Consider the following 20,715-nt stretch of genomic DNA (forward strand, 5'->3'; position numbering starts at 1 on the left):
CCACCCGTTTCGGGTCGGCGGGCTCGCTCTCTTTCCGGCCTTGTGTTCGTACGAAACGACTCTCGTCGACGGACGAGCCGACAGCGTGGAGGATTCGATGGTTCCGACCGATACGTCGGATTCGGTGAGAACGGCGGTCGATGCGGAGACCGTCGCGGCGCCCGAACCCGCGGTCTCCCGAATCCGGCTCGATATCGCCTACGACGGAACGGATTTCATCGGCTGGGCCAAACAGCCGGGGTTGCGCACCGTGCAGGGCGTGCTGGAGGAGTCGCTGAGCAAGGTGTACCGCGAGCCGGTCCAGCTCACGGTCGCGGGCCGCACCGACGCCGGGGTCCACGCCGAAGGTCAGGTCGCCCATTTCGATACCGCCGCGACCTTCGACGGCCCCGCCCTCGTGCACCGGATGGCCAAATTCCTGCCGAGGGATGTGCGTATCAAGAACGCGCGCGTCGCCCCGCCCGAATTCGACGCCCGCTTCTCCGCCGTTCGCAGGCATTACGCCTACCGCCTCACCACGGCCCCCTACGGCGCCGACCCGCTGTCGGCGCGCGGGGTCGTCCCGTGTCGGAGCACCGTCGATCTCGCGGCCATGCGCGCGGCGTCGGAGAAACTTCTGGGCCTGCACAATTTCGCCGCCTTCTGCCGCAGGCGCGAGGGCGCGACCACCGTGCGCGAATTACAGCGTTTCGACTGGGAGCGCGACGGTGATCTGCTGATTGCCAGGGTCAGCGCGGACGCTTTCTGCTGGTCGATGGTCCGCAGTCTCGTCGGCGCGGTGCTCGCGGCGGGGGAGGGACGACGCACCCCGGAGTGGGTCGGCGCACTGTTGAAGGAGACCGAGCGCTCCAGTTCGGTCACCGTAGCCCCCGCGCACGGGCTCAGCCTGATCGCCGTCGACTACCCGGCCGACGCCGACCTCGCGGCCCGCAATGCCGAGACGCGGGAAATGCGAACGGTCCCCACCGGCGACGCGGGATGCTGCGGTAGCTGATCGGCCGCCGCCGGAATAGATGAGGCACGGGCCCGGGTTGCCTCCGGCATGACCAAAGTTGATCTCGGGAAGTTCGGCGTGTGGCGGTACTACCGGAATTTCACCCCGCAGGCGGCGCGGGAGCTCGAAGAACTGGGGTTCGGCGCGTTGTGGCTCGGTGGTTCGCCTCCGGCGGATCTGCCGGTGGTCGAATCGCTGCTGGAGGCGACCGAATCGCTGACCATCGGTACCAGCATCGTGAATATCTGGGCGGTACGGGCCGATGCCGTCGCTGAGTCCTATCACCGGATCGAGCAGCGCTTTCCCGGACGTTTCCTGCTCGGTATCGGTGTCGGTCACCCGGAGTCCGACGGAACCGAAGCCGTGAAACCCTACGACGCGCTCGTGGCCTACCTGGACGAACTCGACGCGGCCGGGGTGCCGAAGGAGGGCAGGGCGCTGGCCGCGCTCGGTCCGCGCGTGCTGCGGCTGGCGCGCGACCGGACCGCGGGCGCGCTGCCCTATCTCGCCCCGCCCGAGCACACCAGGATCGCCCGCGAGACGCTCGGCGCGGATCCGCTGCTCGTCGCCGAACAGAAAGTGGTCCTCGACGAGGACGCGGAGCGGGCGCGCGCGGTGGCCAGGAAGATGGTGCCGATGTACCTGGGGCTGGTGAACTACGTCAGCAACCTGCGTCGTCTCGGATTCTCCGAGGAAGACGTGGCCAAACCGGGCAGCGATCACCTGATCGACGTGCTCGCGGTGCACGGCAAACCCGCCGAGGTCGCCGCCGGGCTCCTGGCGCATCTGGACGCGGGCGCCGATCACGTCGCGATCCAGGCGTTGAACGAGGATTACCTCGACGCGCTGCGGACCTTGGCGGCGATCCTGCCGTTGGGGCGCTGACGCGGTTTCCTAGGGTCGGTCGGTAGCTTCGGGATGAGTCCCGCGCCATGAGCGCGGGACTCATCGATCCGCGTGACCACCGACCACCTCGACTGTCGATCGAAATCGTCTCGGCCGTCGCGGGCGGCTGTCTGCGACGGCCACCGCTCAGGAGCGCACCAGCCGGGCGATGGCGTCGGTGGCCTCTTTGATCTTCGCCTCGGCTTCCGGGCCGCCCGCGACCGCCGCGTCCACCACGCAATGACTGATGTGGTCTTCGAGCAGCCCCATCGCCACCGCCTGCAACGCCTTGGTCATGGCGGAGACCTGGGTGAGGATGTCGATGCAGTACTTCTCTTCCTCGACCATCCGTTGCAGGCCCCGCGCCTGGCCCTCGATGCGGCGCAGGCGCTTGAGGTAGTCGTCTTTGGCGGTGATGTAGCCGTGCGGCGCGTGCTCGTCGTGGCAGGGCTGATCCTGGGTGGTGCTCGTCTCGGGGGATGTCACCGAAATCTCTCCTCGCTGCCTGCCGGGTATCGCCGATAGTTGATACCCCCCTAGGGTACATTTGTTCGAACGGGTTGTCAGGTGGGCGCGTCCCATCATCGCGTGATCGAGGTCGTCACCGGGGTGGCGGGTGCGCGGATCGGGTACCGGTTTCGTCGGCCGGTTCGGCGATCGGGAGAATACGCAGTCATGAGTTCGCTTCCCCGGCCCGCGATCGCCGTCATCGGCGGCAGTGGCTTCTACGACTTCTTCGACGACGACGCGACCGATGTCGACGTCGACACCCCGTACGGCACGCCGAGCGCGCCCATCGCGATCGGCGAGGTCGAGGGCAGGGCGGTGGCATTCCTGCCGCGCCACGGCAGGCAGCACGAATACGCGCCGCATACCCTGCCCTACCTGGCCAATATGTGGGCGCTGCGCTCGCTCGGGGTGCGGCGGATCTTCGCGCCGTGCGCGGTCGGCAGTCTGCGCGCCGACTGGGGGCCGGGCACCGTGGGTGTGCCCGATCAACTCGTCGACCGGACCTCGGGCCGTCCGCAGACCTATTTCGACGGTGGCGGCGTGCACGTGTCCTTCGCCGATCCGTACTGCGACGAACTGCGTTCCGCGGCGATCAAATCCGAGATCGAGCAGCTGCCGCTGAAAGCGGGCGGCACGATGGTCGTCGTGCAGGGGCCGCGTTTCTCGACCCGCGCCGAGAGTCGCTGGTTCGCCGGGCAGGGCTGGGATCTGGTGAACATGACCGGGCATCCGGAAGCCGTCCTCGCCCGTGAACTGGAGATGTGCTACGCCGCCGTCGCTCTGGTGACCGATCTGGACGCGGGACTCGAAGAGGGTTCGGGTGTGCACGCGGTCGACGTGTTCGCCGAGTTCAAACGGAACCTCGGGCCGTTCAAGGAACTGATTCGCCGTTCGGTCTCCGCGGTGACCGGGACCGACACCTGCGACCGCTGCCGTGTTCATGCGGGAGTATCACTGCCGTTCGAATTACCGTGAGAGACGAGTCCGGCGGGTTCGCTCGCCGCGAATTCGATGCGGTAGCCGAACAGGGATAGTGATATGAAAGTGCTGGTGACCGGTGCGGCCGGATTTCTCGGATCGCACGTGCGGCGCGCCCTGGCGGCGGCGGATCACGAAGTCGTCGCGATCGATGTGATGCATCCCGCCGTGCACGGTAAGGACGCGACGCCGCCGGACGGTGTCTCGCGCGTCGACATCCGTGACGCCGCGGCCGTGGAAACGCTCGCTCGCGGCGTCGACGTGGTCTGTCATCTGGCGGGGGTCACCGGCATGACGGGCCCGCCCGAGACGGGCGGACTCGTCGAATCCGGGCTGAACCCGGCCGAATTCGCGGCCCACAACGACCTCGGTACCGCCGTCCTGCTCGCGGCGATGAGCCGGGCCGGGGTCAAGCGGCTGGTGCTGGCATCCTCTGTCGACGTCTACGGCGAGGGCCGGTACCGCATGGTGCACGGCGGCTCGTTCTCACCCGGGGTACGGCTGCGCGCCGACCTGGACCGGGGAATGTTCGACCATCGCGCACCGCGCACCGGCGAGGTGCTGACCTGGGATCCCGTCGGTGAGGACGCGCCGTCGCGTCCGCGCGGATTCTGCGCGGCGAGTAAGGCCGCGCAGGAGAACTACGCGCTGTCCTGGGGTTTCGCCACCGGTAACGCTGTCACGGTCCTGCGCTACCACCAGATCTACGGTCCGGGAGCGCATTTCGGGATCCCCGCGCTCTTCCGCGACGCGCTCGCGGCGGGCAGCGCTACGCGCGTGTTCGAAGACGGCGGCCAGGTCAGGGATTTCCTGCATGTCGACGATGCCGCGGCCGCCACCGTCGCCGCCGTGGAACGCGCCCTGCCTGGATTCGTCCCGCTGAATATCGCCTCCGGACACCCCGTCACCCTCTATCAGGTCGCCTCGACCATGTCGCGGGCCTGCGGCGGCCAGGCCCCCGTCGTCACGGGCCAATATCGCCTCGCCGACATCCGGCATTTCGTCGGTGATCCCGAACGCGCGAAACGCGCCATCGACTTCACCGCGACCATCGCCCCGGTACCCGGTTTGGCCGAATTCGCCGCATCCGCCGTGAAATCCGTCGAACCCTGAATCGTGGCAGGGCGCTTCCGGCGAAACTCTCCGCTGCCCTTTCGACTTTGCCCGACCCTCCGACGGCGCGGTGAGTTCGTCCGGCGGCAATGGTGTCGGCCCGCGGACGTCGGCGGATGATCGCCTCGCGGTGGAAGCCCGGGGCTAGGCTCGCGACATGACCACTCCGCTACGGCTCGAAGTCATCGTCGCCAGTGTGCGACCGGAACGTTTCGCCCCGGTGGTCGCCGAGTGGTTCCTGCGGACCGTGCGTGCGGATTCCGCCTTCGACACCGGCGTCATCGACCTGATCGACACCCCACTCCCGGTGGACCTCACCGAGTCACCGCAGGTCGAAGCTTTTCGGGCCAGACTGGCGGCGGCGGACGCCTTCGTCGCGATCACCTCGGAGTACAACCACGGATATCCGGCCTCGCTCAAGACCGCGTTCGACACCGCCAAACACGAATGGCGTGCCAAGCCCATCGGATTCGTGTCCTACGGCGGGCTGTCGGGCGGGCTGCGCGCGGTGGAGCAGTTACGTCAGGTGGTGGCCGAGATCCACATGGTGTCGGTCCGCGAGACGGTCAGTTTCCACCAGGCCAAGCGCGCTTTCGACGCCGCCGGTGAGACCCGAGACGGTGCGGCGGTCGACGCGTCGGCTCGTATGCTGCGTCAATTGGCCTGGTGGGCAAGCACATTACGAACGGCGCGGGCCGCCGACCCGTACCCCGGCTGAGCGGTGCGGCTCGGGCGACGGCGGAAATCACTGGTGTTGCATGACCCGTCGACCGCGCGGCTGTCCGATATAGGTGGCCTCGCGGGGGATGGAGACCAGCGTCAGATCGACCTGCGCCGTCCCGGTGCGCAGCACCACGTGGTTGCCGATGGCTCCCGGCTGGTGGATCGACAGATCGGGACGCGTCGCGGGCCAGCCCATCGGATCGCCCGTGACGTAGATGGTCGTGACACCCGCGTGCGGCGCGGGCGCGAGCACCCCGTCCACCACCGTCGCGGTGAAACCCGCGTCGGACTGGTGGGTTTCGACCGCGATGGTCAACCGCTCCGGGTTGCCGATGGTCTGCACCAGGTTGTCCCAGGCGCGCGCGCGATCGGTGCGGATCAGGATTCGTTCGCCGACCGCGAGCGCGCGGAAGACCAACTGCTGGGCCAGATACAGCTCGCCCGCGACGTACACGGTGGAGATACCGGTGCCGACGATTCGGACCGCGACACCCTGATTCTCCTCGTCCGACCCGATCAGCTGTCCGCAGCCCGACGACGGAAGATGCAGCGCGGAAAGCACATCGATCGGATATTCGATCATCGGCACGGTGTCGTCGACACCGGGGGCCGCCAGCGGCAGGTGGGCGAGCAGCCCGTCGCGATGCCGCCCCGCCATCGAGACCATGCCCGCGAGTTTGCCGCGGTCGGGCAGTTCCCTGGCGGTGAGACGCCACGCGGCGCCGATACTCACCGAGTCGGCGGAGTTGCCCGGCCGTAGTCGTACCGCGACGGTCGTGCCGCGCGACGGCGCGACCCACAATTGGGCGAGCAGATCGGAACCGAGCCGTTTGGGATCGACGGCGCTGCCGATATTGACCGCGTTGCCGATCTCGGCGTAGCGCCAGCGGTGGGTCAGCGCGCGCGGGTCGTAGCCCGCGGTGATCTGGAGGACGGCCTTGCGGATTTCGGGAGCGGTCAGGATGCGCGCGCTGCAATCGGCGTCTTCCAACGCCCGCATGATCCGCTGCGTCGCAATCGTGACCGCGCGCGAGGCGCCTTCGCTGCCACCGCCGCGCCGGGCCGCTGCTTCCGGGCAGGCGATGGTGTCGAAGCTGATGGCCAGCCAGACCGCGCGATGGGCGGTGGCGGGCAGCGGACCGAGCAGGGATTCGTAGATCGTGCCCGCGGGCGTGCCGGATCGGCTGCGGTGTCCGTGACTGATGATGTCGATACCGCTGAGCAGAATGTCGTGCTGGTTCAGGCATTTCGCGAGTTCGGGCAGCGGAAGCAGATGCGACGCGTGCACGGTGCTGCTGGAGATCCTGGTGAGACCGCCGCGCGGCGGCAGCACCTCGACGACGGTGACGACGCGGCTGCCGTCCCAGTACAGGCCGAGTGAGCGGTCGTCGGGCCCGCGGAAATCGACGGTGTCGCCGATCTCGTAGTCGCGCTTGCTCAGATAGCGCCACCAGGTGGCGATCCAATCCAGCACGGTGCGTTTGGCTATCGGGATCAGCGGGATCAGCGTGAGGGCGATCGCGACGCCGAGGGCGGGCCACTTGTCGAGTCCGGCCAGCAGCGCGACAAGACCGGCGCAAAGTCCGATCACCTGTGCTACCAGCAGATTCTGTAGTGAGATGCGACCAAGGAGCGGGCGCGGCCCTGCTCCGGCTGCTTCGGCCATGATCGTCCCCCAAGTACCCGATATCGACCGCTTCCTACCGGCCGAGCTGAACAACAGTCCCCGCGAACTGTACTGTGTTCGGCGAAGGTGAGCACTGTCCGGGGGAGAGAAGATGCCGTCCAAACCTACTACGCGCTGGCAGGTCAGCGGCTATCGCTTCCTGGTCCGCCGGATGGAACACGCCCTGGTCCGCAGGGACGTTCGCATGCTGCACGATCCGATGCGATCGCAGACTCGCGCGTACGCGGTGGGATTGGTGCTCGGGCTCGTCGTGCTGGCCGGTTGCGGCATTCTCGCGCTGCTTCGCCCCCAGGACAAGATCGGTTCCAACACCCTGCTGATCGGCAAGGAATCCGGTGGCGTCTACGTGGTCATCGACGACGTGGTGCATCCGGCGCTGAACCTCGCCTCGGCCCGCCTGGCCTCGGGTGAATCCGGAAAAGCCGTCATCGTCAAGGAATCCGAACTCGGCAAGAAACCACGCGGCCAGCTGATCGGCATTCCGGGCGCGCCCGCTGCCCTGCGCTACGACAAGGACGGCAGCGGCCGGGCCTGGACGGTCTGCGACGTGCTGAAGGTCGACGGCAGCAAGGATCTCACCACCTCGGTGCTCGCGGGAGACCCGCAACTGGGCGACAAGGCCTCCGTCCTCGGCGCGGACCAGGCTCTGCTCGTCAAGGCCAAGGACACCGTCTACCTGGTATTCGACGGTAAGCGGGCGCGCGTGGACATGAACGTCCGCGCGGTCACCGACGCGCTCGGCATCACCGGAGCCACCCCGCGCCCGGTCGCCGAGGGGTTCATCAACACCGTTCCCGAAGTGCTGCCGATCATCTCGCCGAAGATCGACAATCCCGGCGGCACGGTGACCTACCAGGCCAACAATCACCGCATCGCCGACGTGGTCCAGGTGCCGTCGGAACCGGACAAGTACTACGTCGTGCTCGGCGACGGATTCCAGGAAGTGTCGAAGCTGACCGCCGACATCATCCGCAATTCCAATCCCACGCTGTCCGACGACCCGCGTATCAGCCAGTCGGATCGCACCAATGCCGATGTGTCGCACGCGCTCAAGGTCGAGGACTATCCCAAGCGCGCGCCCAGCATCGTCGAGGTGAAGGACCAGCCGGTCAGCTGCATGTCCTGGAAGCCGATTCCCGCGGCGGCCGACAACAAGGACGGCGGCAGGTGGGCCGAACTTTCGGTGATCACCGGTGTGACCCTGCCGATTCCGGACAGCGCGAAACTGGTGCCGCTTGCCCAGTCCGACGGTTCGGGACCGAACGCCGATTCGGTGTACATCCCGCCGGGCACCGGGGCCTTCGTGCAGACCACCGGCATCGAGCCGGACAGCCGTCGCAAGGACAGCATGTTCTACATCGCCGACACCGGCGTTCGCTACGGCATCAAGAACGAGGATTCGCAGAAGGCGCTGGGACTCGACACCGGATCCGGTGTGAAGCCGGAACCCGCGCCGTGGCCGATCGTCGGTCTGCTGGCATCGGGGCCGACCCTGGGACGTGAAGAGGCGATGGTCGCCCACGACGGGGTGTCTCCCGACGCGTCACCGGCGAAACAGACCGTCGGTAAATCCAGCAACTAGGGTCGTCACTCGGCCGCCGCGACCGAATCCCGCGCGGTGCGCAGCGCGGCGACCTCGTCGCGCAGCGCCCTGATCTCGGTGACGAGAACGGTGATCTCGCGATCGGTGCTCTCGACATTGGCTTCGACGTTCTTCAGCTGGTCCATCACCCAGCTGGTGGTGGTGCCGATCGCGAAACTGATCAGGCCGATGCCGAAGGTCATCAGGATCAGCGAGATCAAACGGCCTTCGGTCGTCACCGGGTACACATCGCCGTAGCCGACCGTGGTCACCGACACCATCGACCACCACAGCGCGTCACCGAAATTGTGGATCTTGCTGTCTGAGGCGCCGTATTCGGCGTCGAAGAACGCCAGGCTGCACAGCAACAGCACGAGCACCGAACTCACACCGACGAACACCGCCAGCCTGGCTCTGGTCGTGGTGTTGCGGTTCAGAGTGCCGATCACGAGCATGGCCGCCCGCAACAGCCGCAGCGGACGGAACGGCGGCAGCACCACGATCAGCAGATCGACCGGATGGGTGCGCAGGAATCTCCACCTGTTCCCCGACAGCCACAGGCGCACCGCGAAGTCCAGCGCGAATGCCGCCCAGATCGCGAAGTCGACCCGGGTGAGCCAGGCGTCCAGCCGGGGTGAGGCCCCGGTATCGAGTACCTGCCAGGCGTAGACGCCGAGGAACACGATGGCCAGGACCATCATGGGGATGCCGGTCGTCCGTTCCCAGATTTCTCGACGGGTGAGCGCGGGCGGTGTTTCGGCCATGGTTTACCTGTGTCGTTTCGGCTGCGATATCGGCATCACCGCAGGTCGGTCCGCTGAGGCTACCGGTTGCCGACGCGCGGCGGCAGCCCGGCCGCGCCGCCGTCACATGACGTGGTCACATGTCGTCGCCACGGACCCCGAAGCGCCGCCGGATCGGGAAGGACGCCAGGTAGCCCAGAAGCAGTGTGCCCGCGATGATCCCGGTGCCGATGAGCGCGACATCGCGCGCCCGATTGTCGGGGGGCGGCGGCGCGGCGGGTACCGCCAGTTGCCTGCTCTTGGGGGGAGTCGGGGTCTTGGGCGGGAGCGGTCCCGTCACCTCGTCGGTCAGCGCGGCGATCGGGTCGACCGCCCCGTAGCCGATGTATTTGTTCCATCCCTCGGCGGGCGCGTGTGCCGTGGCCTGGATCCGCCTCATCACCTCGCGGGCGCTGAGTTCAGGGAAACGCGCGCGGACCAGCGCCACCACGCCGGACACGATCGGGGTCGCGAAACTGGTTCCCGAGATCGGTCCCTGCTCACCGCGCTGGTTGAGCGCGCCGACGGCGGTACTGCTCCCGCGCGGATCGAGTGAGACCATGTTCTCGCCGGGGGCGGCCACGCTGAGCCACGGACCGGGCACGGTGAATTTCGACGGCGCCCCGTTCGCGTCGATCGAGCCGACGGACAGGACGTAGTCGTCCCAACGCGCCGGGACGACGTTCATGGTGGTCTTGCTCCACGGGTCCGCCGTCGGGTCGAGCGGATCGAACACCGTGTTCTCGGTTTTGCACGTATCCGTGTTGCCCGCCGCCGCCACGACGACGACGTCCTTCTCGACGGCGTATTGCAGTGCCGCGCCGATTTTTCCGTCGACGTTGTTCTCCGAGCCGCACCAGACCTCGGAGATGTTGATCACGGTGGCGCCCCGGTCGACCGCCCGCACGATGGCCGAAGCCATGGTGCCCAGATTTCCGTAGCCCTCGGGCAGGTCCTCGGGCGACTTGTTCCGGCTCGCGCCTTCCTTCTGATACATCTTGCTGGTCTGGCGGATGGTCATGATCCGCGCCGAAGGAGCGACGCCGGCGAAACCCTGGCCGTCGATCCTGGACGCGGCGATCAGTCCGGCGACGAAGGTGCCGTGACCGTCGCAGTCCTCGGTGCCGTCACCGACCTGGGCGACGTAGTCACCGGCCGCGTCCAGGTCGGGCAGTCGCGGGTGTCGTGCCACGCCGGTGTCGATCACCGCGACGACCTGGCCCTCGCCCTGGGAGAACTTCCAGGCACGCTCCAGATCCAGTGAGCGTTGCGCGGTGGGGATCGTCGAACCGCTTCCGCCGGTGACGATATCCGCGCAATTGGAATTCGCCGGCCGTTCGGTCTTCTCGGGCGGCACGGCGGGATCGCCGGACGGGCGTGCCGCCGGATCCACCGCGGGCGGGCGCTCGGCGTGCGCGACACCGTGCCCGGCGCCGAGCCCGAGCGACGCGCTCAGACCGAGCGTGACAGCGACCGCGACGATTCGCAGGGGCACCTTCACGACAGCGCCTCGCTCATCCTCATCGCTTTCGGCTCGTTGCCCGCACTCATAGTCCGCGGACGAGGGAGTAGAGCGAGGCCACCCAGAACACCAGCGGCAGCACGGCGGCGACAAAGGCGTATTCGAGCAGTTCCACGCCGCGACGCATCGGCGGTGTCGCCGACTGGTTCGGGATGATGATGCCGAGGATCAGCGACGCGATCAGGATGATCATGGCCACCCCGAACACCCCGAGCGGCATATCCATCTCGAAACTGGCCCCCACCAGCATGAGCAGCACGATGGACGCGCCGCCCGCGATCAGGACGACGGCCTGTTCCGCGCCGGCGTAGGTGCGGCTGCGGAACATCAGCACGGCGGCGCAGACCAGCGCGAGCGAAATCCCCTGCCAATACGGATCACCCGACTCCGGATCGGTGGCCGCCAGCGCGCCGACCACCGTGACCAGCGTGGTCGCCGATACCAGCCCGGCGAGGTACATCCTGGCCCGCTCGGATTTCACCCGCAGCGCGTCCATGGTCGGCAGCGCCCGGTGATCGTCGGGATCGTCCTCGGTCGGATCGATCGGGGTGCCGGGGGAGGGCACGGGAGGCAGCGGGAGTTTCGCGAGCAGCATCGAGATCCGCGGCGAGAGCGAGAGTCCGGCCAGGCCGATGGCCGCGGCGACCGCGCCGATCGCCTTGACCGGTTGATCGGTGAGCAATCCGACGATGGCCGCGGGAACCGCGTACACCGACAGGGTCGCGGTGCCGATGAACAGCGCGAGTCCGACGCCGGTGACGCGCCAGGCGAGAATCGAGGTCGCGCCGAGCAGTACCGAGCCGAGCAGCAGGTGCGCCCAGCCGTAATCGTCGGGGACGTAGAGCATTCCGGCCGAGAAGGCCGCGGGTAGCGCGCAGCCGCCGAGGACGAGGGCGGTCCTGGTGTCGCCGTACATGCGGCTGAGCACCATGCCCGCGACGACGAGCAGGATTCCGACGCCGAGCGCGATCGAACCGCTCACCCACACCGGCAGTTCGTCCGGCGACATCAGCAATCCGAGGCAGCCGATGACCATCGTGATCGCGGCGAGCACCGAGCCGGTCAGGCGCGCGGTTTTCGGTGTCCAGCTTCGGTAGTGGTCCGCGTCGGCGATCGCGACGTTGTACATGATGTCGTCGAACAGCGGTGTCGGCGCGATATGCGAGGCGCTTTCCAACATCAGCAGTTCGCCGTCGCGTACGCCGAGTTCCCCGAGACTCAGCGAATTGGACAGCGGCGGTTGACCGATTCTGGCCAGTACCCACTCGGCGGGCTCGTACCGTTCGCCCTCGTTGTCGAAATCGTTGGTCCGGCTGTGCTGAGCGACCATGTCGACGACGCTCGGGATGACCAACGCGACCGGCACGTCGACCGGGATGGCCATGTCCACCTGGGTGTGTTTGGCCAGGATGGTGACCCGCGCCAGATCCGGCGCGCGGACGATCCCGCGGGAGGAGTCTTCGTCGATGTGGTCAAGGCGCGCGTGCGTCAAACTTCCCCCAACTTCGTGTTCTACCTCGTACTTCCGCTGACGCGCGCCCGAGGCGGCGAGGTTGCGAACCCCGGCGTCCTGACAGCAGAATGCAGGACGAACTGTACGACATGTCGGCAGCGGCCTCTACACTGAGCCCGAAGTTGCAGCATGCAAAAGGGGGATTTCTCGACCGATGAGTACTGTCCGGTTCCAGCGCCGTGCCCGTCGGGAGATGCCCCGTACCCCGGGTGGTGAGGTCACATTACAGCCGCCGCCCGAAATTCCCCGGGTGACACCCGGCAATCTGCTGTCGAAGATGATGCCGGTCGTCATGGTGATCGGCATGGTCGGCATGATGGCCCTGCTCTTCACCCAGGGCGGCGGCATCGCGTCGAACCCCATGAGCATGATGTTCCCGCTCATGATGATGTTCTCGATGGTCGGAATGTTCGCGGGCCAGAGCGGGGGCAAGGGCGCGAAGGCGGCGGAGGCGAACGAGGACCGCAAGGACTACCTGCGCTACCTGGACCAGGTCCGCAAGGATGTCGACGAAACCGCCTCCCAGCAGCGCGCTTCGGTGGAATGGAGTCATCCGGAACCGGCGCTGATCTGGATGCTGGCCGGTACCAGCCGGATGTGGGAGCGGCGCGCGGGGGACAAGGATTTCTGCCACGCCCGCATCGGCATCGGCGGTCAGCGTCTGGCGACCAGGCTCGTCGCCCCCGAGACCGGGCCGGTCGAGGAATTGGAGCCGATCGCCGCGGTGTCGTTGCGCCGGTTCGTGCGCGCCCATTCCACCGTGCCGGATCTGCCGACGGCCATCGCGGTCAAAGGTTTCGCGACCATCGCCCTCGACGGTGACCGGGTCGAGGCCCGCGATATGACACGCGCGATGTTGTTGCAGCTGTGCATGTTCCAAGCGCCCGACCAGGTTCTGGTCGCCGTGGTGGCGGGGCCGGACACCGCGCGGGAATGGGAATGGACCAAATGGCTTCCGCACACCCAGCATCCGGACGCGCAGGACGGGATCGGCTCCCAGCGCATGTTCTTCGGCTCGATCCGCGAGGCGATGGCGAGCCTGCATTCGTTGCTCGCCAATCGCGTCCGCTACTCCCGTAATCAGCCCGCGAACGCCAATCTCGTCCATATCGTCATCGTGGTCGACGGCGGCCTGCTCGAGGCCGAAGACGATCAACTGCGCGAATCCGGCTTCGAGGGCGTCACCATCATCGACCTCTGCGGTTACGCGCCGCGCCTGGCGGTGTCGCGCGGTATCAAGATGGTCATCGAGAACGGCGAGTGCATCGGTCGCGGCGCCACCGGCAATCAGGAGCGTTTCGCGCTCATCGACCGGATCAGCAGCCAGCAGGCCCAGCAGGTGGCGCGCAGGCTCGCACCGTATCGCGCGGCCACCCAGCGCAGCAGCGACGTCGAAGCCGACGACAGCGAGGTGATCTCGACCTGGTCGCAGCTGATGAGCCTCGGCGATATCGGCACCTTCAATCCCGAGCACGCCTGGCGGCCCCGCTACGGCCGGGAGCGGCTGCGGGTGGCGTTCGGCGTCGGCGCGGACGGACTGCCCGTCGAACTCGATATCAAGGAAGCCGCCGAGAGTGGTATGGGTCCGCACGGTCTGTGCATCGGCGCGACCGGTTCCGGTAAATCGGAATTCCTGCGCACCCTGGTGCTGAGCCTGCTCGCCACGCACTCACCGGATCAGCTCAACCTCGTCCTCGTCGACTTCAAGGGCGGCGCGACCTTCCTCGGTCTCGACGGCGTGCCGCACGTGGCCGCCGTCATCACCAACCTCGAGGAGGAAGCCGATCTCGTCGACCGTATGCGCGACGCGCTGGCCGGTGAGATGAACCGCCGCCAGGAAGTGCTGCGCCAGGCGGGCAATTTCGCCAACGTGTCCGAATACGAGAAGGCCCGTGCCGCGGGCGCGGATCTGGATCCGCTGCCCGCGCTGTTCGTCGTACTCGACGAATTCTCCGAACTGCTCACCCAGCACCCGGATTTCGCGGAGTTGTTCGTCATGATCGGCCGCCTCGGCCGGTCGCTGCACGTCCACCTGCTGCTCGCGTCCCAGCGGCTCGAAGAAGGCAAGCTGAAGGGTCTGGAGAGCCACCTCTCCTACCGCATCGGTCTGAAGACGTTCTCCGCCAACGAATCACGCCAGGTGCTCGGGGTACCCGACGCCTACAACCTGCCCGGTATCCCCGGCGGCGGTTACCTCAAGTCGGATTCCGGTGAGATCCAGCGCTTCCAGGCGTCCTACGTCTCCGGCCCCTATGTCGGCGGCGGGTCGCAGCGCGAGGTCACCAGCGCGGGTATCGCGGGGGGCGAAATCGACGTCAGGGCCAGGCCCTTCACCGCCCACCACGTCGATTTCCGCGCTGTCGACCGGATTCCGCTGCCGCAGGAACCCACCCACGAACCCGACGATCAGCATGACGACGGCGACCAGATGTCCAACCTGAACATGCTGGTCTCCCGCATCCGAGGGCACGGCCGTCCCGCGCACGAGATCTGGCTGCCGCCGCTCGACGAGGCGCCGACCCTGGATCAGCTCATCCCGCGTTCGGTCCTCACCGGCGAATACGCCTCGCCCGCGACCCTGCGCGCGCCCATCGGCCTGGTCGACCGTCCCTACGACCAGCGGCGCGACCCGCTCGTGGTCGACCTTTCCGGCTCACGCGGCAATATCGCGGTGGTCGGCGGTCCGCAGTCGGGCAAGTCGACCGCGCTGCGCACCCTGATCATGGCGATGGCCATGACCCACACCGCCGAACAGGTGCAGTTCTACTGCCTGGATTTCGGTGGCGGCACGCTCGGCAGTCTCGAGGGACTGCCGCATGTCGGCTCGGTCGCCAGTCGCCTGGACGAGGACAAGGTCCGCCGCACGATCGCGGAGATGACCACCATCGTGCGTCAGCGCGAGGGACGTTTCCGTGCGCTCGGCATCGAATCGATGGCCGAGTTCCGGCGGCTGCGATCCATGGACCCGTCGAGCAGTCCGGCGGCGGCGGGCACACACGACGATCCGTTCGGCGACGTGTTCCTCGTGGTCGACGGATTCAGCTCGATCCGACAGGATTTCGAGCCGCTCGAACAGCCGATCATGAACCTCGCGGTGCAGGGTCTTTCCTACGGCGTGCACGTGGTGATCGCGCTGAACCGCTGGGCCGAGGCACGTCCCGCCCTGAAGGATCAGATCGCCACCCGCATCGAGTTGCGACTCGGTGACCCGATGGATTCCGACCTGGGCCGCAAATTCGCGGCACTGGTTCCGCAGGGCCGCCCCGGCCGCGGTATGACACCGGACTGCCTGCACATGCTCACCGGCCTGCCGCGCATCGACGGCAGCTCCGACCCGACGAATCTGGGTCAGGCCGTCGCCGACGCGGTGTCGACCATCGCCCGGCTCACCCCGGGCCGCGCCGCGCCCGCCGCCCGCATGCTGCCCGAGGTGCTGCCCCGCGAACAATTGCTCCAGCACGTGGGCAACTGGCCTTCGCAGGTCGATCCGAACGTCAAGACCATGCGGATTCCACTCGGTATCAACGAGTCCGAACTGGCCCCGGTCTTCATCGACTTCAACGAGAGTCCGCATTTCATCATCATCGGCGATACCGAATCCGGTAAGACCACCCTGCTGCGTTCGATCATCGACGGTATCGCGGCGTCGAACACCCCGAACCAGGCCAGGATCATCCTCGGCGACTACCGGCGTTCCATGCTCGGCCTCGTCCCCGACGGCTACCTCGCCGGATACGGTTCGACCGCGCCGCAGTTCACCCAGAACATGGCCGATCTGGCCGCCTACGTCAGCCAGCGCACCCCCGGTGCGGACGTCACCCCGCAACAACTGCGCGACCGATCCTGGTGGAGCGGTCCGGAGCTCTACGTGATCATCGACGACTACGATCTGGTCGCCACCTCGATGGGCAATCCGACATCGGTTCTGGTGGAACATCTTCCGCACGCCCGCGACCTCGGCTTCCACCTGATCATCGCGCGGCGTTCGGGTGGTTCGGCCAGGGCCATGTACGAAGCCACGATGGCGCGCATGAAGGATCTCGGTTCCGCGGGCCTGATCATGAGCTGCAACAAGGACGAGGGCGTGCTGATGGGCACCGTGCGCCCGAGCCCGCTGCCGCCGGGCCGCGGTCACTTCATCACCCGTAACGCGCAGGAACTGATCCAGCTCGCCTGGATGCCGGCGGCGGAGTGATGTCGACCGTCGAGTTGGTCATGACCGACACCAGGGTCTGGGCCGTCGGCCCGGCCACCCACTGGGAGGTGCCGCCGTCGGTGGTGCTGGGCAGCAACGGAAATCTGGTGGTGGGGGAGTCGCTGACCCCTCCGACCCAGGTCAGTTCCGCGGTCCAGTTCGTCCCCGCGGAGCGGATCGCGCTCCTGCCCCGCGTGCCCACCGTCGTCGAATCCATGGCCGCGCTGGTCGACGCGGTCTTCGAGAATCTCGGCGTCGCCTCGCCCGCGGAACGTGTCATCGTGGTCTGCCCGACCGAATGGGGCGGGCGCAGGCGTTCGGTGGTCGACGCCGCCGTCCGCCGCTTCACCACCGACGTGGCCTTCGAAGAAATGGCCATCCGTTCGGTGACCACCGACCTCTCGGCCGCACGCGCCGCACGCAGCGTGGTCCTGGAATTCGGCGCGATCACCACCACCGCGTCCACGGTGACACCCGGCCTACACGGTCCCCAACTCGAATCCTGCGAATTCGAACCGGATCTCGCGGTCACCGACCTCGGTGCCGACCCGCGCGCCGCCCGGACCCTGTCCTCACTGCTCGGCACGCTCCTCGATGGCCGACCGGTCGATATCGTTCGAGTAGTAGGCGTTTCGACTCCCGCGCAACTCGAAACGATCCGGTCCTCGGTGCTGGAGGTATGCGGATCCGATGCCGAGGTACGCCCGGTGACCGGCGCCGATCTGGTTCGCTCCGCACAGCCGCAACCCCGATACCGCCCAGCCCCCGCGTTTCCCGCGAACGAATGGCTGCAACCCCTGCGCGAACGCGCGGCCGCGCAACAGGACCCGAAACAGCGCCGGACGATGTACATCCTCGGCGCTGTCGCGACCGTCGTCGTGATCGCCGCCGCGGCGGTCGGCGCGGTCGTGGCACTCGGTGGTTCCGACGACGATGCGGCGGCAGCACCCCCGCCCAGCAGTACCGTGACGGCCCCCGCCCCGTCCACGACGACGAGAATCGCCGCCCCCACCGCCACGCCCGCGCCAGCACAGGAAGTGTTCGGCCGCATCCGTTTTCAGATCCCCGACGACTGGAAGGCCACCCCCGCCACGGGCGGCTCCCGTATCGACCTCGCACCGATCGACGGCACCAGACTGCGAATCACCGTCATCCAGGGCTCCGTCGCCCCGAACGCCGGATACGAACAGATCGCCGCCGATCTGGCAGACCAGATGAAACAGAAGCCGACGATCAGCGACCTGCGCCGCGACGTCGTCTTCGGCGGCCGTTCGATGCTGGCCTACACCGAGAAGCCCGAGGGCGGCTCGACCGTGCGCTGGCACATCTTGGTGGAACACGGGACCCAGGTGAGCATCGGGTGCCAGTACGTCGGGAACGGATGGGAAGCGCTGGCTACGACCTGCGAAGAGTTCGCGGCCTCGGTCGATGTGATGCCGTAGGGTTTCTGTTTCGGTCGTGAAATAGTTCGTGCCCCCGGCGAAATCGCCGGGGGCACGAACAGTTCCGAGTCGAACTCAGAAGAGGCCCGCGAGCGCGGAGTCGGTGCTCTGCAGCTCCGAGTTACCCGAGCTCACGAGTTGGGCCGCGCCGTTGAGCGTGGTGTTCAACTGCGTGACGTGGGTCTGCCACTGACGCTGCAACTCGGCGAAGGCCTCGTTGGCGTCACCTTCCCACTGCTCGGCGACGAACTGCTCGACCTTCTTGTGAAACTGCTCCAGCTCATCGCGAATGGCCTCGCCGCGCCGGATGATGTCCCGGGCACCCTGTTCGACACCCGCGAAATTCGCGGAGATAGGCTTGCCGCTCATATTTCAGCTCCTTGTTCGTGAATTTCTGGAAGTGGTTAGACCGGCGGGAGATCGAGGCTGGAGACCTGCGCCTGCACCTTCTGCGCGAAGTCGGTGTCCTGGTCCTCGTAGGACGACCCGGCCTTGATCAGCTTCTCGGAGGTCTCCATGAGCTTGTCGTTGAGCTTGTCGGCCTGGACGTAGTAGCGCTCCATGAAGGCGTTGAACGCGTCGCGCGCCATACCCTGCCAGTTGGCGCCGTTGGTGACGGCATCCTCGTCGGACTTCAACTGGCGGATCGCGAGCATCAGGTTGTTGTGCTGCTCTTGGAACTCCTTGGCCTTCTGGCCGATGAGTGCATTATCGGCCTTCAATGACCCTGCCATAGCGGCTCCTCTTCCTGTACGTGGTCAACAAATGCGAGTGCCCAGCTGACCTGTTCATATGGTTGGACGCGCCCCGGGTGCGATCGGTTCCATCCAGATCGGAAAAAACTGATGGCGGGTAATCACGAATCGCACCTGCGCTTCGGTGGACCGGCTGTCACCGAGGACAGGGGTCTTGATGAGATCCCCCCGGACATCTCGAATATCTCGACCGCGGGTGCTGTCGCGTCGGTCGCTGCCAGCGCTGTCCCCTCCTTCCCCCTGCTCGCTACCACCTGAACTGGCGAGTGGGCTGGCTGGCATCACCCTACCGAACGGGCAGGCCGAACGCTACCGGCAAGTCACCGATCGCACGAAATGCTCTCGACGACAAGGGATCGAGTGACGCGCGCCGCCGAACTACTGCTTGGGAAGTACTTTGGTGATAACCGGAATCAACTTGTCCGCGAGCGTATTCGGGGATTGTTCGGTCCATATCTTGAATGCCTGAACCGTTGCCAGGTCGTCGACGATCACGTACTTTCCGGAACCGGCCAGAAGCGACCCGGGGAGTCCGCCGAGACCACCGTTTCCCGCCTGGCTGTCGGAACGCACGATGATGATGACGTCAGAATCTACTTTCGCCGAATAAGCATTGGCAGACAACGGTCTGGGAGATTTCTCGACGCCCACCGCTCGGTATTCGCTGCTGTAGGTGAACCCCATGTCCTGCAAGAATTCCGCTTGGTCACTCGGGTTCAGCACGACCGACAGTGTGGAACTGTCGTAGTTGAAGGCTGTCACGGTCTTGCCCGCGAACTGTGGATTCGCATTGCGAATCTGCGTGAGTCGGTCGCCGCCGCCGGAATTTCCGGAATCCCCGCCGCCGACGAGCAAAAACGTTCCGGCGGCGACCGCGACCGCGACGACCACCGTCACGATGGCGGGGACCAGTAGTTTCCGAAACCGCGAGAGTCTGGCATCGCGGGGGTTGCGTTCGGTCGCCACGGTGCTCTGGTCGGTCGGATCCCGGTCGAGGAAATGGGGTGTGAACGTGGCCTGCGGATCGGAAGGATGGCCGACAGTCATACGCGGATGAGTGGTCGGCGATACGTAATTCGCGTGTGGATCGGTGACCGGTGCGCGGTAGCGCTGTGCTGCACCGTGGAGTGCCGCCTCTGCGTCCTGCACGAACTCACGGCAGGTGCGGTAGCGCTGGACCGGGTCTTTGGCCAGGGCTTTCTCCAGCACCACGTCCAATGCCGCGGGCAACCCGGGACGGACGGCGCTGAGTTTGGGAGGGGGCTCGTGCAAATGACCCATCATGACCACGGCGGGCAATGTCGAGGGGTAGGGATTCTGTCCGGTGAGAAGTTTGAAGAGCGAGCATCCCAGGCTGTAGATATCAGCTGTCGGATCGAGGCGGTTGCCGACCAACTGCTCGGGTGGCGCGTATGCCACGGTCGCCATGAAATTGCCCGTGCCGGTGAGGTCTTGGCCGTCTTCGACGGATTTCGCGACGCCGAAATCTGTCAGCAGCACCCGCTCCTCGTCGTTGCCGTCGACTGTGGAGAGCAGGAAGTTCGCCGGCTTGACGTCGCGGTGCAGTAGACCTCGTCTATGGGCGTAATCGAGACCCTTTCCGACCTCGCTCACGATGCGCAGCGCACGTTGGGGTGTCATCGCCGATGGGCCTTTTCTCGCCTCCTCGGCGGCATCGGTTCCGTCGATGTACTGCATCGCGATCCACAGCTGGCCGTTCTCCTCGCCACGGTTGTAGACCGCGACGATATTCGGGTGATCCAGCCCCGCTGCGAGATTGGCCTCACGCTCGAAACGCGCGCGGAATTCAGGGTCGGTCGACAAATCGGCGCTGAGAACCTTGAGCGCGTCCCGGCGCGGCAGGATCGGGTTCTGCGCGAGGTACACCGTTCCCATACCACCGCTGCCGAGGGTGTCGAGAACGCGGTAGCCACCTACGATTGCTCCGGGCCGCAATGCCATTCGATCCTCCTCGATGATATGGGCTGCCCGATCGTACGAGTTGGGCCGGGGGTCGCGCACATCGTGGCGCAG

At 66.8% G+C, this 20,715-nt stretch carries 16 protein-coding genes; 8 read left to right on the top strand and 8 right to left on the bottom strand.

From position 1 onward, the window contains the following. The first annotated feature begins 181 nt into the window (after positions 1–181). Both truA and DAT37_RS15905 read left to right on the top strand, forming a co-directional pair. Positions 182–994, top strand: a complete 813-nt coding sequence (gene truA, locus DAT37_RS15900) for a tRNA pseudouridine(38-40) synthase TruA (protein ID WP_332873333.1) — start codon at positions 182–184, stop codon at positions 992–994. Positions 995–1,042: 48 nt separating this feature from the next. After that, positions 1,043–1,879, top strand: a complete 837-nt coding sequence (locus DAT37_RS15905) for an LLM class F420-dependent oxidoreductase (RefSeq protein ID WP_109525462.1) — start codon at positions 1,043–1,045, stop codon at positions 1,877–1,879. 147 nt (positions 1,880–2,026) lie between these two features. Here DAT37_RS15905 and DAT37_RS15910 read toward each other — a convergent pair whose 3' ends face one another. After that, positions 2,027–2,365, bottom strand: coding sequence for a metal-sensitive transcriptional regulator (locus DAT37_RS15910; protein WP_109525463.1), 339 nt, complete (start codon positions 2,363–2,365; stop codon positions 2,027–2,029). A gap of 189 nt (positions 2,366–2,554) precedes the next feature. Between DAT37_RS15910 and DAT37_RS15915 the strand changes: the two genes are divergently transcribed. The 3 genes from DAT37_RS15915 (at position 2,555) to DAT37_RS15925 (ending at position 5,198) form a co-directional block, all read left to right on the top strand. Further along, a complete protein-coding gene (locus DAT37_RS15915) occupies positions 2,555–3,364 on the top strand; it encodes an S-methyl-5'-thioadenosine phosphorylase (RefSeq protein ID WP_109525667.1) in 810 nt (269 codons plus the stop codon). 63 nt (positions 3,365–3,427) lie between these two features. Then, on the top strand, positions 3,428–4,480 hold the full coding sequence (locus DAT37_RS15920; RefSeq protein WP_109525464.1) for an NAD-dependent epimerase/dehydratase family protein: 1,053 nt from the start codon (positions 3,428–3,430) through the stop codon (positions 4,478–4,480). A 157-nt stretch (positions 4,481–4,637) separates the two neighbouring features. Next, a complete protein-coding gene (locus DAT37_RS15925; RefSeq protein WP_109525465.1) occupies positions 4,638–5,198 on the top strand; it encodes an NADPH-dependent FMN reductase in 561 nt (186 codons plus the stop codon). 27 nt (positions 5,199–5,225) lie between these two features. On the opposite strand, the gene eccE is transcribed toward DAT37_RS15925, so the two are convergent. Continuing rightward, entirely contained in the window at positions 5,226–6,869 is a 1,644-nt protein-coding gene (eccE, locus tag DAT37_RS15930; RefSeq protein WP_109525466.1) for a type VII secretion protein EccE, read from the bottom strand. 112 nt (positions 6,870–6,981) lie between these two features. On the opposite strand from eccE, the gene eccB reads away from it, so the two are divergent. After that, positions 6,982–8,472 carry a type VII secretion protein EccB gene (gene eccB, locus DAT37_RS15935; protein ID WP_109525467.1) on the top strand — a complete coding sequence of 497 codons (1,491 nt, stop codon included), beginning with the start codon at positions 6,982–6,984 and terminating at the stop codon, positions 8,470–8,472. 5 nt (positions 8,473–8,477) lie between these two features. Here the strand turns inward: eccB and DAT37_RS15940 are convergent, their stop codons facing one another. From DAT37_RS15940 to eccD, 3 genes are all read right to left on the bottom strand, one after another. Then, positions 8,478–9,236 (bottom strand): potassium channel family protein, encoded by a 759-nt coding sequence (locus tag DAT37_RS15940; RefSeq protein WP_109525468.1) that lies wholly within the window; start codon positions 9,234–9,236, stop codon positions 8,478–8,480. Between the two features lie 115 nt (positions 9,237–9,351). Then, positions 9,352–10,755, bottom strand: a complete 1,404-nt coding sequence (gene mycP, locus DAT37_RS15945) for a type VII secretion-associated serine protease mycosin (RefSeq protein ID WP_232839769.1) — start codon at positions 10,753–10,755, stop codon at positions 9,352–9,354. A 46-nt stretch (positions 10,756–10,801) separates the two neighbouring features. Next, a complete protein-coding gene (gene eccD, locus DAT37_RS15950) occupies positions 10,802–12,268 on the bottom strand; it encodes a type VII secretion integral membrane protein EccD (protein ID WP_109525469.1) in 1,467 nt (488 codons plus the stop codon). 175 nt (positions 12,269–12,443) lie between these two features. On the opposite strand from eccD, the gene eccCa reads away from it, so the two are divergent. Beyond that, positions 12,444–16,484, top strand: coding sequence for a type VII secretion protein EccCa (eccCa, locus tag DAT37_RS15955; protein WP_109525470.1), 4,041 nt, complete (start codon positions 12,444–12,446; stop codon positions 16,482–16,484). Continuing rightward, complete coding sequence (locus DAT37_RS15960; protein ID WP_109525471.1) at positions 16,484–17,926, top strand: type VII secretion-associated protein; 1,443 nt, start codon at positions 16,484–16,486, stop codon at positions 17,924–17,926. The genes eccCa and DAT37_RS15960 overlap by 1 nt, the downstream gene beginning before the upstream one ends. A gap of 75 nt (positions 17,927–18,001) precedes the next feature. On the opposite strand, the gene DAT37_RS15965 is transcribed toward DAT37_RS15960, so the two are convergent. From DAT37_RS15965 to DAT37_RS15975, 3 genes are all read right to left on the bottom strand, one after another. Further along, complete coding sequence (locus DAT37_RS15965; RefSeq protein ID WP_109525472.1) at positions 18,002–18,295, bottom strand: WXG100 family type VII secretion target; 294 nt, start codon at positions 18,293–18,295, stop codon at positions 18,002–18,004. Positions 18,296–18,330: 35 nt separating this feature from the next. After that, positions 18,331–18,660 (bottom strand): WXG100 family type VII secretion target, encoded by a 330-nt coding sequence (locus DAT37_RS15970; protein WP_109525473.1) that lies wholly within the window; start codon positions 18,658–18,660, stop codon positions 18,331–18,333. Between the two features lie 399 nt (positions 18,661–19,059). Further along, a complete protein-coding gene (locus DAT37_RS15975; RefSeq protein WP_109525669.1) occupies positions 19,060–20,643 on the bottom strand; it encodes a serine/threonine-protein kinase in 1,584 nt (527 codons plus the stop codon). Positions 20,644–20,715: the final 72 nt, after the last annotated feature.

Origin of the sequence: Nocardia aurea, assembly GCF_003123685.1 — a bacterium.
Lineage (GTDB): Bacteria > Actinomycetota > Actinomycetes > Mycobacteriales > Mycobacteriaceae > Nocardia > Nocardia aurea.

Excerpts from the sequence above, each read along its gene's own strand:
- DAT37_RS15925 (WP_109525465.1), top strand. The coding sequence starts at position 4,638 with ATGACCACTCCGCTACGGCTCGAAGTCATCGTCGCCAGTGTGCGACCG.
- DAT37_RS15975 (WP_109525669.1), bottom strand. The coding sequence starts at position 20,643 with ATGGCATTGCGGCCCGGAGCAATCGTAGGTGGCTACCGCGTTCTCGAC.
- DAT37_RS15905 (WP_109525462.1), top strand. The coding sequence starts at position 1,043 with ATGACCAAAGTTGATCTCGGGAAGTTCGGCGTGTGGCGGTACTACCGG.
- DAT37_RS15965 (WP_109525472.1), bottom strand. The coding sequence starts at position 18,295 with ATGAGCGGCAAGCCTATCTCCGCGAATTTCGCGGGTGTCGAACAGGGT.
- eccCa (WP_109525470.1), top strand. The coding sequence starts at position 12,444 with ATGAGTACTGTCCGGTTCCAGCGCCGTGCCCGTCGGGAGATGCCCCGT.
- DAT37_RS15915 (WP_109525667.1), top strand. The coding sequence starts at position 2,555 with ATGAGTTCGCTTCCCCGGCCCGCGATCGCCGTCATCGGCGGCAGTGGC.
- DAT37_RS15970 (WP_109525473.1), bottom strand. The coding sequence starts at position 18,660 with ATGGCAGGGTCATTGAAGGCCGATAATGCACTCATCGGCCAGAAGGCC.
- DAT37_RS15960 (WP_109525471.1), top strand. The coding sequence starts at position 16,484 with ATGTCGACCGTCGAGTTGGTCATGACCGACACCAGGGTCTGGGCCGTC.
- DAT37_RS15940 (WP_109525468.1), bottom strand. The coding sequence starts at position 9,236 with ATGGCCGAAACACCGCCCGCGCTCACCCGTCGAGAAATCTGGGAACGG.
- DAT37_RS15920 (WP_109525464.1), top strand. The coding sequence starts at position 3,428 with ATGAAAGTGCTGGTGACCGGTGCGGCCGGATTTCTCGGATCGCACGTG.
- eccB (WP_109525467.1), top strand. The coding sequence starts at position 6,982 with ATGCCGTCCAAACCTACTACGCGCTGGCAGGTCAGCGGCTATCGCTTC.
- eccE (WP_109525466.1), bottom strand. The coding sequence starts at position 6,869 with ATGGCCGAAGCAGCCGGAGCAGGGCCGCGCCCGCTCCTTGGTCGCATC.